21 protein-coding genes and 1 pseudogene are annotated in these 26402 nt (G+C 40.1%); 14 read left to right on the forward strand and 8 right to left on the reverse strand.

All coding sequences use genetic code 11. The features are described from left to right. The first annotated feature begins 132 nt into the window (after positions 1-132). From EGC82_RS04730 to EGC82_RS04760, 7 genes are all read left to right on the forward strand, one after another. Positions 133-918 (forward strand): AzlC family ABC transporter permease, encoded by a 786-nt coding sequence (locus EGC82_RS04730; protein ID WP_124729737.1) that lies wholly within the window; start codon positions 133-135, stop codon positions 916-918. Next, the gene (locus EGC82_RS04735; RefSeq protein WP_059746143.1) at positions 915-1217 is read left to right on the forward strand and encodes an AzlD domain-containing protein; all 303 of its coding nucleotides are present in this window, start codon (positions 915-917) and stop codon (positions 1215-1217) included. Before EGC82_RS04730 ends, EGC82_RS04735 begins: the two co-directional genes overlap by 4 nt. Positions 1218-1314: 97 nt before the next feature. Further along, positions 1315-2760 (forward strand): UDP-N-acetylmuramate:L-alanyl-gamma-D-glutamyl-meso-diaminopimelate ligase, encoded by a 1446-nt coding sequence (mpl, locus tag EGC82_RS04740; protein WP_124729738.1) that lies wholly within the window; start codon positions 1315-1317, stop codon positions 2758-2760. 26 nt (positions 2761-2786) lie between these two features. Continuing rightward, entirely contained in the window at positions 2787-3446 is a 660-nt protein-coding gene (locus tag EGC82_RS04745) for a flavin prenyltransferase UbiX (protein ID WP_124729739.1), read from the forward strand. A 7-nt stretch (positions 3447-3453) separates the two neighbouring features. Further along, a complete protein-coding gene (hpt, locus tag EGC82_RS04750) occupies positions 3454-3984 on the forward strand; it encodes a hypoxanthine phosphoribosyltransferase (protein WP_124729740.1) in 531 nt (176 codons plus the stop codon). A gap of 144 nt (positions 3985-4128) precedes the next feature. Continuing rightward, positions 4129-5064 carry an ABC transporter ATP-binding protein gene (locus tag EGC82_RS04755; protein WP_101086323.1) on the forward strand — a complete coding sequence of 312 codons (936 nt, stop codon included), beginning with the start codon at positions 4129-4131 and terminating at the stop codon, positions 5062-5064. Next, on the forward strand, positions 5064-5834 hold the full coding sequence (locus EGC82_RS04760) for an ABC transporter permease (protein ID WP_101086119.1): 771 nt from the start codon (positions 5064-5066) through the stop codon (positions 5832-5834). The genes EGC82_RS04755 and EGC82_RS04760 overlap by 1 nt, the downstream gene beginning before the upstream one ends. Before the next feature lie 139 nt (positions 5835-5973). Here EGC82_RS04760 and EGC82_RS04765 read toward each other — a convergent pair whose 3' ends face one another. Then, on the reverse strand, positions 5974-6933 hold the full coding sequence (locus tag EGC82_RS04765) for an integron integrase (protein ID WP_124729741.1): 960 nt from the start codon (positions 6931-6933) through the stop codon (positions 5974-5976). 335 nt (positions 6934-7268) lie between these two features. On the opposite strand from EGC82_RS04765, the gene EGC82_RS04770 reads away from it, so the two are divergent. Both EGC82_RS04770 and EGC82_RS04775 read left to right on the forward strand, forming a co-directional pair. After that, a complete protein-coding gene (locus tag EGC82_RS04770) occupies positions 7269-7862 on the forward strand; it encodes a hypothetical protein (protein WP_124729742.1) in 594 nt (197 codons plus the stop codon). A 491-nt stretch (positions 7863-8353) separates the two neighbouring features. Further along, positions 8354-8539, forward strand: a complete 186-nt coding sequence (locus EGC82_RS04775; protein ID WP_124729743.1) for a hypothetical protein — start codon at positions 8354-8356, stop codon at positions 8537-8539. A gap of 293 nt (positions 8540-8832) precedes the next feature. Here EGC82_RS04775 and EGC82_RS04780 read toward each other — a convergent pair whose 3' ends face one another. After that, on the reverse strand, positions 8833-9906 hold the full coding sequence (locus tag EGC82_RS04780; RefSeq protein ID WP_124729744.1) for an IS91 family transposase: 1074 nt from the start codon (positions 9904-9906) through the stop codon (positions 8833-8835). Next, the gene (locus EGC82_RS04785) at positions 9903-10793 is read right to left on the reverse strand and encodes a tyrosine-type recombinase/integrase (protein WP_124729745.1); all 891 of its coding nucleotides are present in this window, start codon (positions 10791-10793) and stop codon (positions 9903-9905) included. Before EGC82_RS04785 ends, EGC82_RS04780 begins: the two co-directional genes overlap by 4 nt. Before the next feature lie 1084 nt (positions 10794-11877). Here EGC82_RS04785 and ltrA point away from each other — a divergent pair. From ltrA to EGC82_RS04800, 3 genes and pseudogenes are all read left to right on the forward strand, one after another. After that, complete coding sequence (gene ltrA / locus EGC82_RS04790; RefSeq protein ID WP_124729746.1) at positions 11878-13167, forward strand: group II intron reverse transcriptase/maturase; 1290 nt, start codon at positions 11878-11880, stop codon at positions 13165-13167. A 731-nt stretch (positions 13168-13898) separates the two neighbouring features. Beyond that, a pseudogene (locus EGC82_RS04795) lies at positions 13899-14978 on the forward strand (transposase). A gap of 598 nt (positions 14979-15576) precedes the next feature. Continuing rightward, positions 15577-16236, forward strand: a complete 660-nt coding sequence (locus tag EGC82_RS04800) for a nitroreductase family protein (protein WP_124729747.1) — start codon at positions 15577-15579, stop codon at positions 16234-16236. Positions 16237-16775: 539 nt separating this feature from the next. Here EGC82_RS04800 and EGC82_RS04810 read toward each other — a convergent pair. Continuing rightward, positions 16776-17435 carry a hypothetical protein gene (locus EGC82_RS04810; RefSeq protein WP_124729748.1) on the reverse strand — a complete coding sequence of 220 codons (660 nt, stop codon included), beginning with the start codon at positions 17433-17435 and terminating at the stop codon, positions 16776-16778. Positions 17436-18026: 591 nt separating this feature from the next. Here EGC82_RS04810 and EGC82_RS04815 point away from each other — a divergent pair. Further along, a complete protein-coding gene (locus EGC82_RS04815; protein WP_415837579.1) occupies positions 18027-19367 on the forward strand; it encodes a M24 family metallopeptidase in 1341 nt (446 codons plus the stop codon). A 413-nt stretch (positions 19368-19780) separates the two neighbouring features. Here EGC82_RS04815 and EGC82_RS04820 read toward each other — a convergent pair whose 3' ends face one another. From EGC82_RS04820 to EGC82_RS04835, 4 genes are all read right to left on the reverse strand, one after another. Continuing rightward, entirely contained in the window at positions 19781-20326 is a 546-nt protein-coding gene (locus tag EGC82_RS04820) for a hypothetical protein (protein WP_124729749.1), read from the reverse strand. A 509-nt stretch (positions 20327-20835) separates the two neighbouring features. Continuing rightward, positions 20836-21327, reverse strand: a complete 492-nt coding sequence (locus EGC82_RS04825; RefSeq protein ID WP_124729750.1) for a DUF1097 domain-containing protein — start codon at positions 21325-21327, stop codon at positions 20836-20838. 821 nt (positions 21328-22148) lie between these two features. Further along, complete coding sequence (locus EGC82_RS04830; protein WP_124729751.1) at positions 22149-22400, reverse strand: hypothetical protein; 252 nt, start codon at positions 22398-22400, stop codon at positions 22149-22151. Between the two features lie 865 nt (positions 22401-23265). Continuing rightward, positions 23266-23640, reverse strand: coding sequence for a hypothetical protein (locus tag EGC82_RS04835; RefSeq protein ID WP_124729752.1), 375 nt, complete (start codon positions 23638-23640; stop codon positions 23266-23268). Positions 23641-24221: 581 nt separating this feature from the next. On the opposite strand from EGC82_RS04835, the gene EGC82_RS04840 reads away from it, so the two are divergent. Further along, positions 24222-26357, forward strand: a complete 2136-nt coding sequence (locus EGC82_RS04840) for a TonB-dependent siderophore receptor (protein ID WP_244212536.1) — start codon at positions 24222-24224, stop codon at positions 26355-26357. Positions 26358-26402 lie beyond the last annotated feature (45 nt).

The following is a 26402-nucleotide window of genomic DNA, read 5'->3' on the forward strand; positions in this document are numbered from 1 at the left end:
CTCAACCCACAGCATAGTTTGAAAATTCTCCATAATGATCAGTTTTCAGGGGCTTTATTCATTTATTCACGTTAAGCTAATCTTCTTGTCACTTAGCGCGTTAGCGTAATCAGTGCAGCATAAGGAGATGATGTGAGCGCAACCGAATCTATCAGTATCACTACCACTAAAACCAAATCATTTTTAGCTGGCGCGCTTGCCGTTATGCCGCTAACGATAGCGGTGATCCCTTGGGGGATTTTAGCGGGCTCGTTTGCCCTTGAAGTTGGCCTTACAGCCGTTGAAAGCCAAGCAATGTCGGCCATTATCTTTGCTGGCAGCGCCCAGTTAGTTGCGCTTGGCATGATAAAAGCCGGTATTGGTATCGGCAGTATTCTGATAACCACCTTACTAATTACTTCAAGGCATTTATTGTATGCCATGGCCATGCGTACTCATATTAGCCCGTTGCCGCTTAAATGGCGTTTAGGGCTAGGGTTTTTACTCACCGACGAACTCTTTGCTATCGCTAATCAAACTCACAGTGGTGATAAACCAGGCCAACATCAGTTTGATCGCTGGTACGCTTTGGGCGGCGGGTTAACTTTTTATATCGGCTGGAATATTGCTACCTTGCTCGGCATTGTCGCAGGGCAGTCTATCGACAACCTAGGCGAACTCGGGCTCGACTTTGCCATTGCAGCCACCTTTATTGCCATAGTGGTACCGACAGTAAAGAAGCCATCAATATTAGTGTGCGTTTTAGTGTCGCTTACGTTAGCTGTGGTGTGCGCAGTATTCGCGATCCAAGCAGGGCTGTTAATTGCCGCTATATCGGGTATGGCTGCAGGCATGACGTACGCCAAACTGACTAATGAAGGAAGTGCAGTGGCAACCGATGTCGATTCAACTCCTAACGCTAAGGAAGATAACGCATGACCTGGCTGATTATTTTATCAATGGCAGCGGTGGTATTTGTTAGTAGGCACTTGTTGTTAGAACCTAAATTGCCTATTCGCCTAAGTAAAAACACCTTAACGTTTTTAAGCTATTCAGCACCTGCGGTATTAACCGCCATATTAGCCCCTATCGTATTTGTGCCCGAAGGCCAGCTGGCTATTAGTGTGCATAATCCTTATTTAACCTGTGCGCTAGTGGCCACTGTGCTGGCTTACGTCACCCGTAATACCTTGCTCACAACCGTGCTCAGTATGGGGCTGTTTTTTATTTTGTATTAACAACATACCCTAGATTAATTTCAATCATTGTTAACTGACATTCTGTGGCGCAATAGATTAGAATAACCGCCATATTACGGACCAATTAGAGTTGAGTATGCACGTACACATTTTAGGTATTTGTGGCACTTTTATGGGCGGTTTAGCCCTACTTGCCCGCGCAATGGGCCACAAAGTTACCGGCAGCGATGCCAACGTTTACCCGCCGATGAGCACCCAGCTTGAGCAACAAGGTATTGAGCTAATCCAGGGGTTTGATCCGGCTCAATTAGGCAAAGAAGGCGACAACCAACCAGACTTAGTGGTTATTGGTAACGCCATGAGTCGTGGTAACCCGTGTGTAGAAGCGGTACTAAATCGCGGCATAAAATATACATCTGGACCGCAGTTTTTATCTGAACATATTTTGCAAGACCGTTGGGTATTGGCGGTAGCGGGTACACACGGTAAAACTTCTACTTCAAGCATGCTTGCGTGGGTTTTAGAGTACTGCGGCTACGAGCCGGGTTTTTTAATTGGCGGCGTACCGCAAAATTTCGGTGTGTCAGCACGTTTAGGTAACTCAGTGTTTTTTGTTGTCGAAGCCGACGAATACGACAGTGCCTTTTTTGATAAACGCTCTAAGTTTGTTCATTACCATCCTCGCACTTTAGTGATCAATAACCTTGAATTTGATCATGCCGATATTTTTGCCGATTTAGCGGCGATCCAACGCCAGTTTAATCATGTTATTCGTACAGTGCCGGGCGAGGGTAAAGTGATTTGGCCTAGCGACGTTGAAGCCGTACAACAAGTGATTGATATGGGCTGCTGGAGCGAACAAGAAATTTATTCTAAAGCCTCAACCTTAGGCAGTGATTCCACTAGTGCTTTAGCTAGTACTTTAGTCAATGAAGGTGAAGGTGAACCCAATGCTTGGCAGTCGCGTACTATTGCCGATGATGGCCACGAGTTTGAAGTGTTGTTTAAAGGCGAGTCACAAGGGATAGTAAATTGGGCGTTAATAGGCCAGCATAATATTGAAAACGCGATAATGGCCATCGCTGCAGCGCGTCATGTGGGCGTAGGGCCAAGTCATGCTATTGAGGCGTTGGCACAATTTAGTCCACCAAAGCGTCGTTTAGAACTATTAGCTACCGTAAACGGTGTGGCGGTGTATGACGACTTTGCGCATCATCCCACCGCTATTGCCACTACACTGCAAGGGTTACGGGCTAAAGTTGCATCTAGTGACAATCCTAATGGTAACATTATTGTGGTACTAGAGCCGCGCTCTAACACCATGAAAAGTGGCGTACATAAAGACACACTCGCTAATGCTATGGTGTTAGCCGATGTCGGTTATTTATATCAAGCGGACAATATTGGCTGGGACATTCATGCCAGTATGGCTAATGCGCCACTCCCTGTGACTGTGTTTAACAACATTGAAGATATTATTAACGCAGTTGCCGCTACCGCAAATCAAGGCGATACCGTAGTCATTATGAGTAATGGTGGCTTTAATGGGATTAACCAGAAAATTATTAAGGCTTTAGGGTAACGACTTTAGCCAACAGAGGGTACAACATGGCCTATGCAAAAAAAGCCAAAGCAATCAGCCTAGCCTGGACCGGTGCCTCGGGTGCGCCATATGGTATTAAGTTACTTGAATGCCTGCTAGCGGCCGATTACCAAGTATTTTTAATGATATCCAGTGCTGCGCGGGTGGTATTTGCCACTGAACATGGCCTGCAACTGAGCGCCAATCCTGAAAAAGCCAAGGCTCAATTACTGGAACAATTAGATAACCCAGATGCGCCATTAAAAGGTGAACTAGTAGTATTAGGCAAAGATGAATGGTTTTCGCCGCCCGCATCTGGCAGCGCCGCGCCTAAGCAAATGGTGGTTTGTCCTTGCTCAACTGGCACATTAGCCGCTATCGCGACGGGTATGAGTAATAATTTGCTCGAAAGAGCAGCAGACGTAGTATTAAAAGAGCGTGGGCAGTTAATCCTTGTTCCGCGTGAAACTCCGTTTAGTGCCATACACTTAGAGCATATGTTAAGCCTTACGCGCAACGGTGCGACCATCATGCCAGCGGCCCCAGGCTTTTATCATAATCCCAAATCGGTGCAAGATCTGGTAAACTTCATGGTTTCCCGAATACTTGATCATTTGGGCATTGAACACGACTTAACGAGTCGCTGGGGATACGGACGTACTCAGTCACACGATATCGACAATTGAGAGATTTATGAAGCACACCATTGAAATGATGATTTCTGAACAAGAAATCAATAAAACCCTAGACCAGTTAGCAGAACGTATTAATGCTCATTACGCCGACAGTGAACGCTTATTAATGGTTGGCCTATTAAAAGGTTCTGTGGTGTTTATGGCCGATTTGTGTCGCCGTATCAAAGGCCATGTAGAAATCGACTTTATGTCGGTATCAAGTTATGGTAATTCAACCACGAGCTCACGCGACGTAAAAGTACTTAAAGACGTGCAGTCAGATATTTCTGGCCGTGACGTGTTAATTGTTGAAGACTTAATCGATTCAGGCAATACCTTAAACAAAGTGCGTGAAATGTTATTATTACGCGAGCCAAAAAGCTTAGCGCTTTGCACCTTATTAGATAAGCCAGAGCGCCGCGAAGTTGATGTACATGTCGACTTTATTGGTATCACAATTCCAGACGAGTTTATTGTGGGTTACGGTATCGACTACGCAGAGCAGTATCGCAACTTGCCTTACATCGCTAAAGTAGTTCCATTAGATTAATGAGATTTGTATAAACTCCCGCTACAGGCGGGAGTTTTGTTTTGGGCGTCAGAATATTTCAGCGTCTTTCTCATCTACATTACGTCATAAGCAGCACGTAATAAAAAGTGTTTAATTCGCAATTCATGGATTAGAGGTATGACAATGAGTAACACCAACAATGCATTGGTGATCGAAAACCTTAAAAAAACCTATAAAGGTGGCGTAGAAGCCGTTAAGTCGATCAGTTTGACGGTAAAGCAAGGTGACTTTTTTGCCCTGCTTGGCCCTAATGGTGCGGGTAAATCTACCACCATCGGCATTATCAGCTCATTGGTACAGAAAACCGCAGGTACAGTGTCGGTATTTGGTTTTGATATTGATAAGCAGCTCGAACATGCCAAGTTATGCATCGGGTTAGTGCCGCAAGAATTTAACTTTAACCAGTTTGAAACCGTGCAACAAATAGTGGTTAACCAAGCAGGTTACTATGGGGTACCAAAAGCGGTTGCATTAGAGCGTGCTGAAAAGTACCTCACCCAACTTGATTTATGGCAAAAGCGTCACGCCCAAGCCCGCGAACTGTCTGGCGGTATGAAACGCCGTTTAATGATTGCCCGTGCGTTAATGCACGAACCTAAATTATTGATTTTAGATGAGCCAACAGCTGGGGTCGACATTGAACTGCGTCGTTCAATGTGGGAATTTTTAAAGCAAATCAACAAGCAAGGTGTGACCATTATTTTAACCACCCACTACCTTGAAGAAGCTGAAATGTTGTGTCGCACCATTGGTATTATCGATACCGGTTTGCTGGTGGAATGCACCACCATGAAGGCATTATTGAGTAAGCTAGATGTTGAAACCTTTATTTTCGATTTACGACACGATCTCGACGTAGCACCAATGCTCACTAATATGAATTGCCGCTTAACTGACGCACATACCTTAGAAGTCGATGTGGCCAAATCGAACAATATCAATGAATTATTTACTCAGTTAACAGCAGCCAATATCGAAGTATTGTCGATGCGCAACAAAGCTAACCGCTTAGAAGAATTATTTGTAGAGCTGGTAGAAAAAGCCAAGGAGTCAAAATAATGAACAGTCTGTATTTTGTGGCTTTTAAAAGTATTTTAACCAAAGAAATTAATCGCTTCACCCGTATTTGGATCCAAACACTAGTGCCGCCAGCCATTACCATGACGTTATACTTTTTAATTTTTGGTAATTTAGTTGGTAGCCGTATCGGAGAAATGGGCGGCGTTACCTACATGGAGTTTATCGCGCCAGGTTTAATCATGATGTCGGTGATAACCAGCTCATATTCTAATGTAGCCTCATCGTTTTACAGCGCCAAGTTTCAACGCAACATTGAAGAAATCATGGTGGCCCCAGTGCCACATTACGTGATGATAGCCGGTTACGTCGGTGGCGGCGTCGCCCGTGGTCTAAGTGTTGGTTTAATTGTTACCACAGTGGCGATGTTGTTTGTTGATATCTCGTTACATCATGTTGGCTTGGTCGTGCTAACCATGTTTTTAACCTCTGTGTTATTTTCACTTGGCGGGTTAATTAATGCGGTATTTGCCAAAAGCTTTGACGACATCAGTATTATTCCAACATTCATTCTCACACCATTAACCTACTTAGGTGGGGTATTTTACTCGTTATCGTTATTGCCACCTTTTTGGCAAGGTGTATCGGGCTTAAACCCAGTTGTGTATATGATCAACGTATTCCGCTATGGCTTTTTAGGTTTTGCTGATTTAAGTGTACCGTTATCGATTGCCATAATGGTTGGTTTTTGTGTCAGCTTATGGACACTGGCTTATTATTTAATATCGCGTGGAATTGGTTTGCGCAGTTAAGTCTCATAGGCGGTAAGCCGCAGCCAAAGCGGTTGTTATCATCTCAGTGTAAAAGGGCTCGTAAGAGTCCTTTTTTGTGGGCGTTATTTAACAGGGGTTTACTCAATAGGCTTGACCTCGGACTAAGTAATTATTACTGCTAACTATAATCCATTGGGCTTTGTACACCGGTTTGGTGTAAACCAGCTACATGAGTATAAATTTGGGTCGTTTTTACATCGGTATGGCCTAATAGCTCCTGTACCGTTCTAATGTCGTGCCCACGCCTAAGTAAGTTTGTCGCAAAAGAATGCCTAAAAGTATGGGCGGTAATGCGTTTAGTGATATCGGTTTTCTGAACTGCTTTTTTTAATGCTTTTCGAAAGGTTGTTGGGTCAATATGATGTCTGCATATATAGTCATTAACAGGATGTGACACACAGTGAATCGAAGGAAAAAGATATTGCCAATGTAATTGTTTGGCGCTTGTGCCAAACTTTTTGAGTAAGCTAGGAGGTAAAGAAGCCATCCCTAATCCCTGAGACAAATCGTGAGCATGAGTTTCTCGTACGTGGCACATCTGCTGCTGTATGGGGTCAATGGTCATTTTAGGTAAAATACAAACTCTATCTTTTTTACCTTTACCTCTAAATACAAAAAGAGTTCGATTTTCAAAATCGATATCCTTAAGTCTAATACTTAACGCTTCAGTTAATCTTAACCCCGCGCCATATAATAAACAGCCAATTAGTTGGTATTTACCGTGTAATTGGTCAATAACTTGTTTGGCCTCAGCATCATTTAAAACCTGCGGAATTCGAGTCGGCGCTTTTGCATACGGGAACTGCAAATTGTCGGTATCGATGGCTAGTACATGTTTAAACGCAAAAACAAGGGCGCAAAGGGCTTGCTGTTGGGTACTGCTGGAAACACGCCGTTCGTTTGCTAAAAAACATAAAAACTGTTCAATGTGTGTAGGTAAAATATGTTTTGCAGCAGTAAATTTAAAATATCTTATAAAATAACGGTTCCAATAAAGGTATGATTTTTCAGTTTGATAGCTGTAATGCCTCACTCGAATTTGTTGTCGAATCGCTTCGATATATCCCGATCCCGCCATCACTTCCCCCTTTACGCTACCTATACTGTTCATCCATACAGTTATAATGGGTTTTGAATGAATTACAATAAAACGTGCACAAAAAACAGTCTAAAGTGCTAGATATGAATAAATAGATAAAATCTAATCTATTGATATTAGGTGATTAATTTTTTTAGCATTTAATTTTGGCACTTTTAACGCGCAATCGAAGTTTTATATCAGAGGTTACGTTTCATTAAATTGCTTTACATCAATGAGATAGAGAATGTAGGATGATATTAATCAATAACTTAAACGGCCGGCTTTATTGGGCGAGCCGTTGAATAAGCTGTTAAATTGCAAATGGAGTTTTCATGTCACTATCGAATATGATGAAAGATAAATTAATTCTACAAAAACAAAATGGCAACGTATTTGAGAATATTAACTCACTTGTAGCCCCTAAATTTATAATGACTGAACGTGATGATCTACAAATAGAGACAGGTGATTTGCTCATAAGAAAACTCCCTAATGGATTGGAGGATACGTTTGAAGTAATAGATCCTGGCTTTTATTCTGGAATTGGGCAATTGTCTTCTGGATATAAAGTGACGTATAAAAAGCTTGGAATTCCTGAGGCTGAGACTGCAATCAAAAATATCACTTATAATTTTCATGGTGAAAATGCACGTGTAAATAATAACTCAGTTGATAATTCTACAAACATTGTGAATTCAAATTCTGACATAGCTGAACATATTGAGTTATTAAGAACTGAAGTTAGTCGGCTTATAAAAAGCACAGAAGAAAAAAGAGATGCGTTAGATATAGTAGATGCAATTGAATGTCAGATGAACTCTGAGAAACCAAGTAAAGCGGTTTTAAAGACTTTGATCTCTGCTTTACCTCACGCGGGTAGTATTGCGTCTATAGGCTCCTTTCTATTGACAGCACTGGCTGGCTAGCAATTTAACAAGGCACTTAAACGGAACTAAAACAGTGGGTTAGGTTTCGCTTCGCTACACATTATAACCCACAGTTTTAGTCCGCTTAGTGCGGCGTTAGCAGGCACTACTTGTTCTTTTTATAATTGTGGTTGGCTAATTTAATATTCACATCAAAGGATTGGTGTTTTCTGCTTTCCTTCCTTTTTTGTAATTAAATTCAGTATTTTATTGATTGGTATGTGTTTTTTGTTATTGTTTATCAATCACGGTTAGTGGCTAAGTAGTGCAGCAGTATTTATTGCTTCTCACATCCACTAATTTATTTTTAGCGTTAGTGGTAAGTTCAGTGAAATAACTCACGTTGCTGCTAACAAGTTGCTCAAAAGGACTAAAACAGTTTGCTCGTTTTTTGCAAAGTACCGCAAAAAAAAGCCAACCATTTCAGCCTCTTAGCAAAGCGTTATGTGTTTAGAAATATTCACAGTAAACTCACGGATGAGGAGTCCAAAATGAAATTTGTTAATAAACTAAATCGAACACAAATTGGTGGTTTAACTTTATGTTTAGGTGCTTCGATTGGCATGTCTATTTTTGTTGGCAACTCATCGCCTTTTATAGGGTTAATGCTTGGTACAATTACTATCGGTGTTTATGTCATGATTCTCTCTGGAAAGTGGAGTGCAAAAAACACATAACAAATAAGGATAGGCCGCGCGAAGCCGCGTCCAACAAATAAGGATAGGCCGCGCGAAGCCGCGTCCTTATCCCAAGTGTTGAACAAGCCCGAACACCCTCAGAGTGACTCTTTATTATGTAAATAACAGCTCGAGAAAACGCGCTGTTTGATGTGATGGATATCTGGCAACTTTTCTGTAGTCAGCAAGCTACCTTAGCTCATTTGCTAATTATTTAACTCTATTAATTTCAGTGCGTTAAATTAATCCTCCACGGTATTCAGTTAAACCATTATCCTTATTATTTTCCAGCATTAGGTTATGAGCCGTAAATTTGTCGGTCGTTTCACTATGCCCATAAAGCGCATTGGCTGCTGGCAACAGGGGCAACAGCGGGTTGCTAATCTGCGCTTTATCTCAGGAATGATTGGAAACACTGCCCCTGCAACTGCCAGCATAAGCTGTATTTGTAGCCTGAGCTTTTTGGCGTTACCTCTGAGTAATCCATAGTCACGCACTCGCCTTAATCCCTTCGGTAATACGTGTTGCAGTATTAACCAGAGAAATTCTATGGCAGGTAAAGTGCGTACTTTTGTCGACTTTGTTTGGCTGTCTTCATACTCGAAACTCACGTTGTTATCGACATGACTTTTGATGTTTTTGTCAGCCAGTACGCCACGATAAAGATAGCGTGATAGATACTGCAACGCAGGCAAGCCTTTGCCCACATGCAGGCAGTCTACCACCCACTTTTTGGGCAGTGAGGTTGGTAGTGTGAGATTAAGCTTTGCCAAATGTTCCAGCAAACGTGCGCGCCAGACATTGGCGAGGTTAAAAGCGTTAAACAGGTATTTACCTTTGTTCTTTTTCCATTGCTTTTGGCTCTTGTTAAAACTGCCCGCTGGAATAATAAAGTGAATGTGCGGATGCAATTCACGCCGTCTGCTGTGAGTATGAAGTACGCCGGTGAAACCAATATCACCGGCAAGCTTAGGTGAGTTAAGCGCAAAGTCTTTGAGCACACTGGCAGCGACGGCAAACATGGCTGGATAGAGCGCTTCGGGTTGATATCTAGCCATAACACGCAGTTCATATGGCAAAGTAAATGTCACCATAAAGTAATCAACAGGCAAGAGTTTAGCCTGTTGCTTGGCTAACCAATCAGCTGTGGTGTTGTACTGACATTGCGGGCAGCTGCGATGCCCACATGACAGCGGAAAGTCAGCGGTATGCGTGCAACCCTGACAAGCCCAGTGGCTGGCTCTTTGTGAATGAGAGCGGCAACTGAGCATGGCATTTATCGCTTGGCGCATTGATGCTGTGATTTGGCCTTCATAAGTCTGATTAAAGGCATCAAGATGGTCACGTAAAATATCGATAAACTTCATATGTCACACTCCCACTTAAGCACCAAATTATCAGTGAGCTGGTTAATTGACAGGACAGTGTTCTTACGGGTAATTTGAGTGAGACGTGTATACTTTGCCGTGGTGTTGAGGCTGTTGTGACCGAGTAAATGCTGTACTGAGCGTAAATCGAGACCTTGTTCGAGCAAATGAGTGGCGTAGCTGTGGCGTAAATTATGTGGGCTGATGGATTTGTGAATGTTGCACTCACGAATAACGCGCTTTAGTGCTTTTTGAATACCGCCTTTATCTATCATTGAACCTGGCTTACCGTCTTTACCGGGAAACACATGGCGAGGATGACGATGAGTTTGCCAGTAATATCGCAGCGCTAACAATGTTCGTTGTGGTAAAGGGACTAGCCTATCCTTGCCGCCTTTGGCGTCACGGATATGCACCTGCATCAACGCTGAATCAATATCGCCAACCTGCAATGAAATGGCTTCGCCGAGGCGCAATCCCATACTGTACAAGGTTAAAAAGCACACTTGATATCGCAGCTTATGGGTGAGACTAATAACAATAGAGACTTCGGCAGGGGTCAAAATGTCGGGTAAGCGTTTGACCTGCGGTGGCTTAACAATACTCAGCCACTCCCAGTGTTGGTTAAGGACATATCGATAGAAAAACTGTAATCCATTACGGTCAAGTTTAACGGTACTCCATGAGTGAGAAGCAATTAAATCAGCAAAGTACCGCTTCAAATCATTGGTTGAAAGGTTGTCAGGACAGCAGTCAAAATAAGCACTAATACGCCTGACAGCGCGACTATAAGCGTCGATGGTAGCAGGCCGCTTGCCTTGGAGCGTTAAATTGATAAGATGTTGTTGATAAAGACAATCAAAGCGTTGTTGTTCGTGAGCGTTCATAGTAATACTCCTAGATAGCTGCCAAGGTAGGCAGGGTCTAGTAAGTATTTATGATGGGGCTAAAGATGTGTTTTTATCTTTTCTGCCGCAGAGCGGCTTCGTTCAACAAGCCAATCAAGCAGGACAAAAAACAGTTTGCTGTTTTCGTGCCTCAACATTTTAGCAAACAATTTTTTGCCTCTTATTGGGGCGTTAGCAGGCTTTAAATATTTGTGTTATCAGCACTATAATTTAACAATTTTGGATATTAAAAATAATGGAAAAATCAAATAATAACTATTTCGTAATAAGTTTAACGTTAACTACTATAGGCACTGTGTTGACTACACTTAAAGTAGATTTTTACTTAGATATTGTCGTTTTAAGTACTGCTATAATTTTTGGTGTGTTGGGCTGTAGTAAAGGTAAGGCGTAAGCGCACTGCTAACAAGGCCTTCAAACGGACAAAATACAGTTGGCTATTTTCACTCCGTTCAATATTTTAGCCAACAATATTTTGCCGCTTAAGGTGGCGTTAGTGCGTCAAGCAAAGCTTGATGCATCTTGCAGGGTGTAAGTCCCTGTCAGGTAAGGTTTAACCAACCACCTGTATCGAGTGTTGCACCTTTGGCGGAGTGTGAGATTAGCAGATGCTTTTCAGCAGTGAGGACTGCATCACGCGAACAATATTGGTGAAGCGTACACAGAGAATTATGTAGGCCATAGGGGTTGTCGTGATCCTGAAGTGCTGGTATCGCTCCGATAAATATTAGAACTGACTGACGAGGTTTGTAACGCCATCGAAGTCCATGCAAAGCAGCCGTTATTCATGTAAATGAAGGGTGAGGTTGTGGCGAGTCAGCGGAGTTATCAAGCCGTGGCATGCATAAAGAGATGTTTCAGGAACTTGAGAGATCCAAAGGTGTTCCATTAGGACGATGGTAGAGAAGTCTAGTTAAAAGCGAGACGAACGATGACCCTTTGGAAGTCAGATCAGCCCGTAGTAGTCTGAGCAGGGGAAAGCCTTGTACATGGCAAAGGAGCTGACAGTTATATTCGGTATTAAGCAGAGACATAGTCCGGACAAAGTAGGGCTGGGGACACTATGATAACCACACTTAATGCCATCGCATTTAAAGCACAAACCCACCCCAAGCACAGGTTTCAGAATTTATATGGACTGCTAAATACTGACAGCCTGTATCAAAGCTGGGGGCAACTTAATAAGCAAGCGAAGCCAGGTATCGATGGCATTACCATGCCTAAGTACCGAGATAAGCTGATAGAAAATATCGACCGTTTAGGTCAGCAACTCAAACAGAAATGTTATCGAGTTAATGACATCAAACGGATCTTCATTCCTAAATCGAACGGTAAATTACGCCCTTTAGGCCTACCAACGGTAGATGACAAGCTAGTGCAACAAAGTGTCAGTCAGATCCTGCAAAGCATCTGGGAACAAGACTTTTTGCGTAATAGCTATGGTTATCGCCCGAATAAAAGTGCGCATCAAGCGGTGCATAGTTTAACGCTCAATCTGCAATTTAAAGGTTATGGTTATATTGTTGAAGCTGATATTAAGGGCTTCTTTGACAACCTTGATCATGAATGGCTGATGGCTATGCTCAAGCAACGAATTGATGACAAGGCGATACTTAATTTAATAAACCAATGGTTAAAAGCACGGATAAAATCCCCTGATGGTGTCTTTACTAAGCCATTAAGTGGTAGCCCACAAGGTGGCATTATCAGCCCTGTGTTAGCTAATATTTATTTGCATTATGCGCTAGACCTTTGGTTTGAAAAGAAAGTGAAGCCAAGGATGAAAGGCAGAGCAATGATGATCCGTTATGCGGATGATTTTGTTTGTGCGTTTCAGTTTGCACATGATGCTGAACGCTTTTATAAGGTTTTGCCGAAACGATTAAAGAAATTCAACCTAGACGTCGCAGAAGATAAAACATCACTGATGCGATTTAGCCGCTTTCATATTGGGCGAAAACGTCATTTTGTATTTCTTGGATTTGAGTTTTACTGGGGCAGAGATTCGAAAGGTAAAGCAAGACTCAGACGACGAACCGCTGTGAAGAAGCTGAAGGCGACGTTGAGCGAGTATTATCAATGGATTAAAGCCAAGCGCTCATTAAAACTGAGTATTTGGCTTCCGCAGTTAAAACGTAAATTAACAGGGTTTAGAAACTATTTTGGTCTTCCCGACAACAGCCGAAGCCTGAGCTACGTATACGATTATGTTCTGCATAACTTGTACAAATGGTTGAACAGACGCAGTGGTCGACGAAGTTACAACTGGAGTAATTTCAAGAAGATGTTAGAGTATTTTAGAATTGAGAGTCCAAAAGTCAGTAAGCGTCTAGTGCTGGTTGATTGGTACTAGGGTCGTGTTTTACACGAGTGAATATATAACTGAAGAGCCGGATGCGGTAGTTCCGCACGTCCGGATCTGTGTGGGGTCGGGTCAGTAATGGCCCGCTCTACCACGATTGTTTTCAAGGATGATTCGAGATTAATATTTACCGCACGCTAGCAATATCAATTATTATCCCGAGTGTAATCGTCATTTTGGGTGTTCAATCTACCTACTGGTTTTCTTTACGTAGTGTGTTAACTAATATCGAAATTTTTTATTCTATTATCGCCATCGTTAGTGGTATTTATCTGTTTAAAAGTATCAAGTTTCATTCAAAACCTAAACTTATTATTGCGTGGTTAACTTATTTATTTGTATTGGCACAACTCATATTTTGGGGTAGTTTACTTACAGCATGTGCAAATGGTGATTGCCTCTAGCACGAAAACATAACAAATAAGGATAGGCCGCGCGAAGCCGCGTCCTTATCCCAAGTGTTGAACAAGCCCGAACACCTGAGAGTGACTCTTTATTATGTAAATAACAGCTCGAGAAAACGCGCTGTTTGATGTGATTGTTATCTGGCAACTTTTCTGTAGCCAGCAAGTTCCCTTAGCTCATTTGCTAATTATTTAACTCTCTTAATTTCAGTGCGTTAAATTAATCCTCCACAGGAATAATATGGCCATCCATGATTATTGGCTAAATATCAAACAATAAACTAGGCTTTATTTACCCTTCCTAAATGGTATTTGAAGATGGCCAGACCAAGACAGACAATTGTTAGCTTAGATGACACACCTTCTCTTGAAAATAGAGAGTTGTCACTGTTGTTCGCGAGTGGTTCGTAAGGCATTTCTGTGCGGAATTGATAACTCTACAGGAGAGAATTTTGAGCATCGTCGTGAGTGGGTCGATTCACGCATTCTTGAGTTAGCGACCATCTTTGCCTATGCATTCTTTGTCATGAACAGGGAGTAATCACTTGCATGTGGTATTAAAGGTTGATGCAGAAAAAGCGAAATGCTGGTCAGATAAAGAATTGTTAATTCAATGGCACAAAGGCTTTAAAGGCACATTACTGACGCAAAAATTTGTTAAAGGTGAGGACTTAAACTCATTTGAGCTTCAAACGGTTAATGAATGCATTACTGAATACCGTAAGCGCTTAATTGATATCAGCTGGTTTATGCGCTCCTTGAGTGAGCCAATCGCTCGAATGGCCAATAAAGAAGATAAATGTACCGGAAGATTCTATTCGCTGCCATCCATGGCGCTCACCCTTCGGGCCAGCTAAAGCTGTTCAAATTGATTCCCGATAAATTTGTGGGAAGGACGGTTTACCTTTTTCCGTCATAAAGAGGCAAGCACTGCTTGATGAAGCCGCAATATTAGCCTGTATGGCTTATGTGGATTTAAACCCAATTCGTGCCAAGATGGCAACAACTCCAGAAACTTCAGATTACACCAGTATTCAGCGCCGAATAAACTCAGCAATAAAAGGCGAGCAACTGAAAGAGTTATTACCTTTTGTGGGTAATGAACGTTTAGACATGCCTAATGGGCTAATGTTCAGCGTGAAAGACTACATTGTACTCGTCGAAGATACATGTCGTATTATTCGAGAAGATAAGCGTGGTGCCATTAGCTCAAGCAGTCAGGACATACTGAATAGACTTAATATTCCTGCCGAAAACTGGCTAAAAATCACTACCGAATTTGGGGCATTATTCAAAGGCGCAGTGGGTGCATTACCCGCATTAACTGAATATTGTGAACATTTAGAGCGAAAACGACGACAAGGTGCATCAAATTGCCAGCGTTGGTTATGTGCTTAAGAGTGAACGTATAAAACAAAAACTACAATAATAACCTCATTTCCAGCTTGATTGATATCAAGCGGCTAGTGCTGCTTTGGATCTAACTTATAAGTCACTGTTTTCAATTTCTTACTCAATTCCTGAGTCATCGCTGTTCAATTTATACATTTGAATCGTGGAAAAGACTATCTCAATCCAATCTATAAGCAGTTATGTTAATTCATCATAAAATGGGTGGCTTAGTTTCATGGTTTCAATTCTAATTTAGTTTCAATTGCTTGGTTTAAGTTCCCCATACAAACCTTGTGAAACCTCCTATCCGCTACACAATAACGCTTACGCTAACTCCTATAGCGTATTTGCACACTTAATCACAAGTGAGTGATATCTTCCTTAACATCTGGTTATAAATAGCTTTGTTGCTATGTTATAAGGCAGCCTAATATTGTGGAACTATTTACCCATAATGATTGGAGTATATGAATATGTCTATTCGGCGTGATGACCTTTATCATCCACACAACTTAGAGGGCAACAAGCTTTAGTTCACTATCACTATTCGTTTATAAAACATCAAAGTGTGTGTGCTTGGCTAAATATTAATTTGGATAAAAATATGTCTCATCAAATCATTCAAGATCTTAACAACCGCTATACTGCAAAAAAATATGACCCAAGCAAACGTATATCTGTTGAAAATATGGACGTGCTAAAAGAAGCAATGCGTTTATCCGCGTCTTCAATTAATGCACAACCTTGGAAGTTCATTATTCTTGAAAGTGATAATGCCAAACAACGTTTCCACGATACTTTTGCAAATATGTATCAGTTTAACCAACATCATGCTAAAGAAGCTTCACACATCATTTTGTTTGCTTTTAACCCTAACTTTACGAAAGAGCAGTATAAAAAAGTGGTTGATGTGGAAGTCAGTTCAGGCCATTTACCTGCAGAGATGTTTGATAACATGCTCAATGGTGGCTTTACTTTTGCTGAAGTAAACACGGATGAAAATGGTTTTAACGGTTATTGGACTAAGGCACAAACTTACCTTGCATTAGGAAATACCTTACACGTACTGGCTCGCTTAGGGATTGACTCTACACCTATGGAAGGTGTTGATTCATCATTGATTGGAGAAGAGTTTAAGCAAGAGTTAGGTGGTTTTGTATGTGAAACAGCTCTCGTAATGGGTTATCACATGGATGGAGAAGACTATAATCACGGGCTACCTAAGGCTCGTCTAGCACTTGAAGATATCTTCACTGTGTTATAAGTCATTATCCTATTGTTGTAAAGTTAACTCATTAACAAACGATTGATACAATAACAAAGGTCGAGATTGTAATTTGAAAATACTTATTAGGGTATTCAAGTCACAAGGGTGTCGGCCTTTAAGTTAGTGTTAAAAAAAGCCTGTAAATAATGTTGTGTAACTGCTTTTCAATCAGCACCCTATAGGGGCAATGGAAGGTAGAACATGAATAAACAAGAATGAGAAGCTTTTGCCAAACAAGCAGCCAAATACTAATAACATGACTACCCATGATTGTTGGCTAAATATCAAACAATAAATTACGCTTTATTTCCTTTTTTAACAGGGTAAATAAAGATGGCTAGACCCAGACAGGCAATCGTTAGCCTAGAAGATACGCCTTCTCCTGCAAATAGAAAGTTGTCACTGTTGTTCGTGGGTGGTTTGTAAGGTATTTTTATGTGGGATTGATAAATCTACAGGTGAAAACTTTGAGCATCGGCATGAGTGGGTGGAGTAACGTGGTTATAAATGGCTTAGTTTCATTTGCATTTTAGAGATTATTGCATTTTTTTATGTAAAGGTTTTTTTTCACTAAACAATGCTGAAGGTAGTGTTACATTAGGTGCTAAAAAGAAATCCTCATCGATAGTATTACCAGAGAAAAGCTCCGCAATAAGTTCATCGCCCTTAAAAACATCAATTGATATGCCGCGACCCATACCGCCAGAAATACCGACATAATAATAGTATGCACCGTTACTAAAAAATAAAATATCCTTTCCCAATCGGCCTATCTGTTGATAATACCTGCCAAACGGCAGCTCAGTAGTCGTTTGGTTTTCAAGCGTGACAGTATCGCCGTTACCGTAGCGATAACTTAAATATGAATTGTCTTTAGCCAAGCACATTGACAACCTGTTGTTGGTAGGCGTCAGCTTATAAGCTATACCTTTGCTGGGATTACGTTCAATCTTATTTATCTTAGTGTTAATGTAGGTTACTTCATTTGCTTTGCAGTATGTAGAAACGTTCTCTGAGATCTGATCAACAATAATCAATTGAGCGACATTATTCACCTTTTCAACTTCAATACTGTTAATTTCAGCAGTGTTCATCTCTATTTTTGTCGCTAGAGCACTCTCGGAAGAAGTTGCAGTTTTATTATCACAGGCTGTTAAAATTAAGACACATAAAGTCGCTTGTGTTAAACGTTTCATATTCAAAAAAATCCACCTAAAATAAATCCACCTAAAATAAATCCATCTAAAATAAATCTATATTAACGGTTAATAATAAATTAAGCACGCAATAATAAGCGCTGAGAGAGTGTCTGTTAACTTCATTATTAGCTTTAAAGTTGGATTATTACATCAACTATGTTGCTTGATTGTATTAGAACTGCCGATTATTAGCATTCAAAACTGCCACTAAAGAACCTTTAAATTAACCATCAATTATTCAAAAATAAAAAGGGATCTTTGAGAAAATGGTCATTAAAAAAGTAGTTTCTTAGGTTGTTTAAAGTGTTAAAAAAACATAGACCTATCTTTGTCCAATAACATGGCCATATATGGCTTAGTTTCATGTAAATTAATTAATAATAGAACTTGTAATGGGCTGGAAATGTATCATTTCCCTGTATATTTTACTTCATAATGATCAATATTAACCAAAAGTGTTAAATAAGCTACCTACTATCGTCACGTAATAATGAAAGAAGAGTCTTTTTAAAACATCTAGTAAATTGCCATTAAAACACGTAACTTAACTATTAATAGTAATATTTATAATTCACAAAGGGGGCTTTCTTGCGCTTGTTTAATTGGGTTTTTTTAACAATTCTAGTGACTTTTTCTGTAGGTTCATCGGCAACAATTGCAGATGATATATTGCCTATGCGCGACAGAGCTGAGTTTATTGACAACATACTGGCTAAGCGGGTCGAGCTATTGTTACCCAAATTGATGAATGACCATAAGCTGGATATGTGGATAATCATTAGTCGTGAATACAATGAAGACCCTGTAATTAAAACGCTATTACCGGCTACATGGATATCTGCTCGCCGCACAACAATACTGGTATTTGCTCGTAAAGGTGATGGCAGTGTGGGTGCTTATGCAATAGCACCTTATAACGTTGGTAATGTTTTTGAAAAAGCTTGGGATAAATCAAAACAATCTAATCAATGGTTGGCTCTTAATGAGTTAATTGAACGCTATCAACCCAATACCATTGGCATTAACCAATCAGACAATTGGGCTCACGCCGATGGCCTCGTCGCAACAGATAAAGAAAACTTGTTAGTTTATTTACCCGAAAAATATAAAACAAAAATTGTTTCAGCGGAGCCTGTCGCCGTAGGATGGCTGGAACAAAGAATACCTGAAGAAATTGCCGTTTATAAAGACATCGTAAAATTGGCGCATGCAATAATCGCTGAAGCGTTTTCAAATAAAGTCATCACGCCTGGAAAAACAACAACTGACGATGTAGTTTGGTGGCTTAGAGAGCGTATTGTTGAACTAAGACTGCAAACCTGGTTTCATCCAAGTGTATCAATTCAGCGTAGTGATGATGTTGTCTTGGAGCACGAGTCGAGTGCTACCCATGACAATGGTAAGCAAATTATTTTACCGGGCGATCTACTGCATGTTGATTTTGGTATAACCTATTTACGTTTAAATACCGATACGCAACAGCATGCTTATGTACTCAAACCTGGCGAAAGCGAAGCACCACAATATTTACAAAAGGCGCTGTTATCAGGCAACAAACTACAAGATATATTTACCGGACAGTTTTCAGCAGGCCTTACTGGTAACCAAGTGTTAAAACGTTCTCGTGAACTTGCTATTTCACAAGGATTAAAACCAACAATATATACGCATCCGCTGGGTTATCATGGTCATGCGGCTGGTACAACACTTGGCATGTGGGATTCGCAAGACGGTGTTTCTGGCGATGGTGATTACCCATTACATCTAAACACGGCCTATTCTATTGAGTTGAACAACGCCATTTTTATTGAACAATGGAAAAAAGAAATCAGAATCATGCTAGAAGAAGATGCTATTTTTGACCAATCGGGTGTTTGGTATTTAAATGGTAGGCAAACCGCGTTTTTACTGATTAAACCTAATCAGTAAAATCTCAATAAATACGACGATAAAAAAGGATGCTTTGGCTTACTGGCTAGCATTGTTGATATTGGCATGCGATTAACTTTATCGTTTTTTTACTTTTTTTACTTTTTTTACTCTATTGCGAATCGAATCGAATCGGTTAAGTATTTTTTGACTTTATTTTCGCCACAAAAGTAGCAAAATCTAATCCCCATCTATGTGGATTTACTTGGGTAGACAGCAGCCTACTCGATAACAATATTCTCCCTGCTTGACGATACGATTAGGGTCTAGTCGATAATTAAATGTATGGGGCTGACTCATGTCAATGTTCGGTGCCAACTCAATAAAATCGAGTTGAGGGTCCATTACACTCATGGTTGCTTTAGGTGTAAATTGTAAAGCGGTTTGTGATCCAATCAGGGTTTATAATGATTCTATATTGTGTTGTTGTATAAATTGACTTGAGGCACGCTGAATAGAGCCTCTGACGGGTATTGAATTATCTGGTGCTGAGTTATCGAGTTTGTTGTTTTGATTAACTTTATACAGGCCCTAATACTTATTTGAGTATCGGAATACTTTTTCTCAGGTAACATGAAGTTATTAATGACGCTAACTTCTCTCATGGTCATGCTTGTCTCTGTTTGAGTTTTGGCAGAGGACAGCCCAAGACGGGTATTCGAGTGATGACTATTTTGTTGAATATCATCCAAATCATTTGGCTTTGGGAGTGTGTTGATCATTGATTGATACTGCTTTGAACTCAAAAGATAACTTCTAATTGCTTTGGTCTTAGGTGTTGCTGGTAAGTCTGACGTGCGTTGATCTGTGTCTTGCTCCCAAAATAATGCTATTAAAAATATCAACATTACATGGATTATTAACGCTATGGCTAACGGCTGAAATAAATCGACTTTATTAGGGTTGTGAACCGATGTCCGACAATACGGTTCCAGTGTATAGACTTCTATTACATCCATTTACGTTTTACCTCATTGACTCTTGATTTTTTATCTCACTGTATTGCTTGGCTTTTTTATGGTTAATAAAAGTAAGGTTCATTATATTATTTAAATAAAGTCAACAAGGCTCAACCATGATGATGGTCGAATATTTATGTATTAGTTTGGTTTTTAGCTGGCTCGAGTGATTTATAGGCAATGAATAATGCCTCGAATCAGATCCGGCTACTTACTGTTTCATTGCTAACTGAGGTAATGGATACAGGCAGGTTAGCCCTCTGTGCTGATAATTCGATAGCAGCGGTGATTGAAAATATTTTGACTGAATTTAGATCAATAAATGTAAAGCTGTGTAGTAATAATAACATTAGAAATTGAGAGCGGAATAATATCGCTGTTTAGCTTATAACAAAGCTAGCGTAGAAATTTGTTATTATTATGTCGTGGCACCCTAAGAGAAAATGATTAAAGTCATGGGTGCTATACACAACGTTGGTGTGTGGTTGCTTGAAGGATACAATCTGCGTTTATGTCTCTTCCACAGCACTATTTTTTAAGGATTCGGTCGTTTTATCCGTTAAGGTGATGAATAAGCCTGTGAGTAGGCTCATGCTGTAGCCAAGTGCAGCACCTATAACGAGTGGTGGAATAATAGCTGCGATGTCTGCATTTAACGCGAATGTTATACAGCAGCCAATAAATGTACCGGGAATAAAAGCAAAGTTCTTATTACAGGCTTGTAAGCACATCAATGCCGTGACAATGCCAGTTAGTGCATAGCTAATAATGGGGGAACCTAACACACCGCTACCCGCAATAATTAACCATCCCCAGAATACACCGGAAAGATTAGTCATCATCGCCATCATCATGCCTTTAGCCCCCGATTCAGTTTGAGCAAAAAAAGTACTGCAACCAAGAAAGCCAACCCATGTCACTAGATGAAACACATCCGCAAGACCGGCCCAAATAGCCGCCAATAAACCCGCAGAAATTGCAATTTGCCAACGATGCGCCATTGTCGCCTCTCAAAAGATATAATTTAGAACGCTGAGTTCTAAATTTAGCACAATAAACCATCGTTATGCATTCCAGCCTTATAAAACGCGATCCAGTTCGCAAACAATCGTAACTGCTAATAAAACTAAGCACTATGAAGCTTGATCCGTCGGTGACTCATATGTCAGTTCTACTTTTCTATATCATATGCCTATTAACAGTAAAAATAATCATGCTTTACTCATAAAAGTGTGCAAATACATATAAATGCACTCCTATTAAAGTCTTATAGTGATCTTATGACTATGTTATTACGGCACGATGCTTTTTTATTTTTTTAAATATCACAGGAGCTGCTGCTCAATATATTTAGGAGATAACGCTTTCTTGTACATTAAAGCTGAGACGTTTACCGATTAATCCCCAGTTGTACTTTTAAGATTTTATGTGTAGTTAGCGTTGGTCATTTAAGCGGTAAGTTACGGTGGCTATTGAATTAATTTATGCCTGGATATAGGTGTTATTTTTATAATATGAAGTATTAATGTCAGCATTTACATACCTCCTCGTGCTACTGTTTTTTGGCTTAGCAACACAAGACTAAAAATAATTACCAATGAAAAACAGCTGTTTCATTTGAATCACTATGTAAAGCCAATAGGAAAGCCAACATCGTAAGCGGTGTCGTTAATTGGGTTTATTTGACATAAAGGCTACCGATTAAAGCATCAATGACTTTTTATTATCCGGCGCTTTTTAACCAGTGATAAATTTAGTGGCATATCGATTATGGATATATTTGCATTGGTGCGATTGATACTGATACCAATGTACGATGTGATTATTTAAAGCTGACTTTGCCACCCACCATCTTAAAGGCTGGAGCGCCTCTTACTAAGGTGTCTCTGGCAAATATTTGGCCGCATTCGGGGCAAGTGCAGGGGACTTTAGTATTATCTTCGACAATACGCTCTTTGAAGCATTTGATTAAGGCGCCTTTACCTCCCTTGCGATACTTAAACAGCTGAGTTTTACATTTAACGCAGAAAATATCGACAGTGCGGGAAGGTCCTTTCTTGTTTGGTTTTGCCATTTATTTGGTTACTTTAAGATCTGTAAAATACTTTAGTCCATTGTAATGAAAACTGTTGGATTAGGCTAAACGTTGCGATAAATCATTCTCAAACAGAATTGGTTCAGATGAAATATCCTAATATTTCAATTTATGAAAATGCACAGGCATTGGGATAGTGACTTTTTAACGGTTAAAAACCTTTTGCAGCAAATAGATTCGGAAGTGTGCAGTTTTTTGAATCTCATTATGATCGATTTCGCCCCTACGGTTCGTCAAAGATGGAGAGAGCAACCTAGACTGGGACAGGGATCTGGTTTGATCTAGCTTCTCACTTAGTCGATCAGGCCATCAATCTGTTTGGTTTGCCAGAAGCATTAATCGCAAGATGTTTACCGTTACGAGAAGGCGCTTAAACGACAGATTACTTCCATGTAATACTAAATTTTGACAATCTTGATGTGGCACTTCATGCAAGTTAATTTCAGCGCCCTCAAATATGCGCTTTCGTATTGAGGGCATGCAAGGTAGTTTTGTTAAATATGGCCCAGCCCCTCAGGAAGAGCAATTAAAAGCGGGTATCACTCCAAATGAATCCTTTTAGGGTGTGGAAACCGTGATAATTATGGCTGTTTATATTCTTAATCTTCAAGTGAAATTGTCGAGGCAATCGTTGAAACAATGGATGGTTGTTATCAACAATAATATCCAGCAATAGCAATAGCTATAACGTTAGGCGGTTGTAATCCTGTTAATCCTGAAGATGCCATCCACGTGTTACGGATACTTGAGTTAGCTAAAATAAGCAGTAATTAGTGGTAAATGGACGATGTTATTTTTGGTAATGATTAGCCGCCAAAATTGATGCACAGTGAGCGATTTGTAATCAAGGTGCTTCTACTGCTTTAACCGTTAAACGCTCTTGATTAGATAAACGAATTTGAATGCCATCAACAGTGGTTATCTGCTGGGCTTCAATATCTTTTTTACGCACTTTGTAACTGTCTGTCATCGCTTCAATGGGCGATGTAATTGTGACTTCAACGACGGTGTTATCGTCATACCAACTCCAGCCCCAATAGCCTGCAGACGCTAACATCGACACCGCAATCATAGTGTAAATAATGACTCGACTAAAAAGTGGCGATTTTTGTGTATTTGCCATTTCTGTGATGCGATTAACTTTATGTCCTCGTCCACGGCGCAAGTAGACAATAGCGCCAAGTATTACCAATATTGTGACTAAAATTTTTGTTAGCACGTTATCTTCCACCAATCATTAATTAACCACAATTATACAGTTCATTGAATAATTTAACGTTATCTGGCACACATCAAGCGTGCTAATTAATATTGTCTATTCAGTTGTCAATATAGCCATATACGACCCCAGATGAATCAGAATAATTGTTTACTCATCGAAGGTTCTCTAGCTAAGGAGCTCGATTTAGTCACAAACACTATCATGTATTGGTGTGACGGTTCTGCTTCAAGGTTGATAAAAATACAGTGCTCATATTTGATGTTACAGAGATTTGATATGGCACAAATTTGGTATGACAACGATTTAAAAACCCTCTATTAAAGAAACACAAGAGTGTTATCACTTGATGTGCCTGAATTCAAATCACTTCATTGCCAAAAAACTCATCGCGAGATGAATTTTGCGTCCAATTGTTATTCATAACTCAAGTTTTAGAGTAAATAATCAATGTTATTTGTAAATGCGATTGATAATCGTTGTTATTAGTATTAGCTTGTTTGTCGCTAAATGTTGATAAGTTAAAAGACGCTTATTGTAGAAGCGTGAATATCTTTTATAAATACTAAATGGAACATGTAATGAAAATCAATACTTTACAGTTTAATAAATGTAAATTGGCTGTTGTATGTGCTTCTGCACTCTCTTTGAATAGTTACTCTGCTATAGGGGAGGAAAACGTAGAAGAGACTAAAGGCAGTATTGAAACCATTAGTGTGGTGGGCCATAAACTGACCGAGCTGAGTTCTAATAATAATGGTGGAGCCTTGGGTAATAAAACTTTATTAGAAACCCCCTTTTCAGTAGATGTTATTTCGCTTGAAGATATAGAAATTCGTCAGGTTAATACTCTGGATAGTCTTTTTAGTAGAGAAGCATCTGTATCGGTTGATGGTAGTGCTTACAGTACCTTTGGCTCAACTATTCGTGTTCGTGGCTTACCTTTAGACTATACCAATAGTTTTAAAATTAATGGTATGTCTATCAATAATTTTAGTGGTGAACTCCCTTATGAAGCCTTCGAGCAAGTTACCTTACTAAAAGGAGCCTCTGGCTTCATGTATGGGATGGCTGCACCTGGTGGCGTCGTTAACTATGTGACCAAAAAAGCAACAGGCGATAAATTTATAGTTGATGTTGGCATGCGCAGTGACAGTGTATTTAGTGGTCATATTGATGCCAGTAAGCGTTTAGGTGATAACGATGAGTATGGTGTTAGGGTTAACCTTGTTAAAGAGTCGGGGGACACGTATTTAGAAGATGGCACAATTGATCGTAATACTGCAGCTTTAGCATTTGACGCACAATTAACCGATTCACTTTATTGGACTGTTGATGTTATTTATAACGATCGCTTAACTGAAAATTCATGGACTACAATGAATAATTCGTTAGACAGTACTGATTTGCTTCCTGATACCGTTAGCGGTACTCGCAGTATTGGAGCTGACGGTACCTTCGATGATTACAAAAATATCGTAGCGTTAACCAGCCTAAATTGGGACATTAATGATAACTGGAGTGCTCGTCTTGAGTATGATTATTCTAAGAATGAGACTCGTTGGGTAAAAAGCTTAGCCTACTTACTCAATAGTGATGGTGATGTTAATATTTCCTTATATGATCAGTATTTTGATGTTAATTATGATCAAATTCAGGCTGTGATTAACGGTGAGTTTGAAACCGGTAGCATTCGACACAACCTGTTGTTAGGTGCGTCATATCAGAAGTCTACAACGTATCGGAATGATCCGCATCGCGTAGTAATGTGGGGTTATGGAACCGATAATCTGTTTAATCCTGTTGAGCTTCCAACCTATAATTCAACCTTAGAAGATAATCTATCTATGGCTTGGATTGATAAACAACAATCGGTTTATCTCAGTGACTTTATTTCGCTAACCGATCAATGGGAAGTCTTACTCGGTATTCGATCTAATCAAATTGAACATACGCCAAGCGAATATTTCTCTTCATACCAAGCTTACAATGAAGACAGCGCCCTAAGTCCTACTGCTGCATTGATGTTTAAACCTGATGATAAAACAACATATTATGTCAGCTATGTTGAATCGTTTGAGGGGACAACGTCGTATGTTGGCGAGACTTACGCAAACGCTGATGAGCTACTAGAACCATTAGAAAGTAAGCAATATGAATTGGGTGTTAAAACTGCTGGTGATGGTTGGTCTTTAACGTCGGCACTATTTCGCATCGAGCGAGGCGCCACACTGGTTACTGGTGATAATTATTTAGTACAGGATGGACTTAGCATTTATCAAGGTTTGGAATTTAGTGGAGCATGGGAAGTCACTGATAATTTATCTCTATACGGTGACTTGATGTTATTGGATGCCACTTATGACAAGACAAATTCAGCGGTGGAAGGTAATGACGTTGCTGGTACACCAAGTCAACAGTTTAGCTTGCAGACTAACTATGAGGTCGATGCAGTGCCTGGTTTAGCTGTTAATTTAGGCGCCAAATACTTTGGTGAAACAACATTAGATTCTAATAATACCTGGGAATTACCTGCTTATACTTTGTTTTACACCGGTGTTAGCTATAGCACGATGATTGACGACAAAACGCTAACCGTTATTGGTACCGTTGATAATTTATTCGACGAAGAGTTTTGGGCTGCGGGTGATGCTTATGGTGCATTGCGTATCGGTGAACCTCGTAGTTTTGCTGTTAAAGTAAAGATGAGTTTTTAAGCATTACACAAAATGTTAATCACTTCATTATTAACATATCAATGG

The organism is Shewanella livingstonensis, from assembly GCF_003855395.1.
GTDB classification, from domain to species: Bacteria; Pseudomonadota; Gammaproteobacteria; order Enterobacterales; family Shewanellaceae; genus Shewanella; species Shewanella livingstonensis.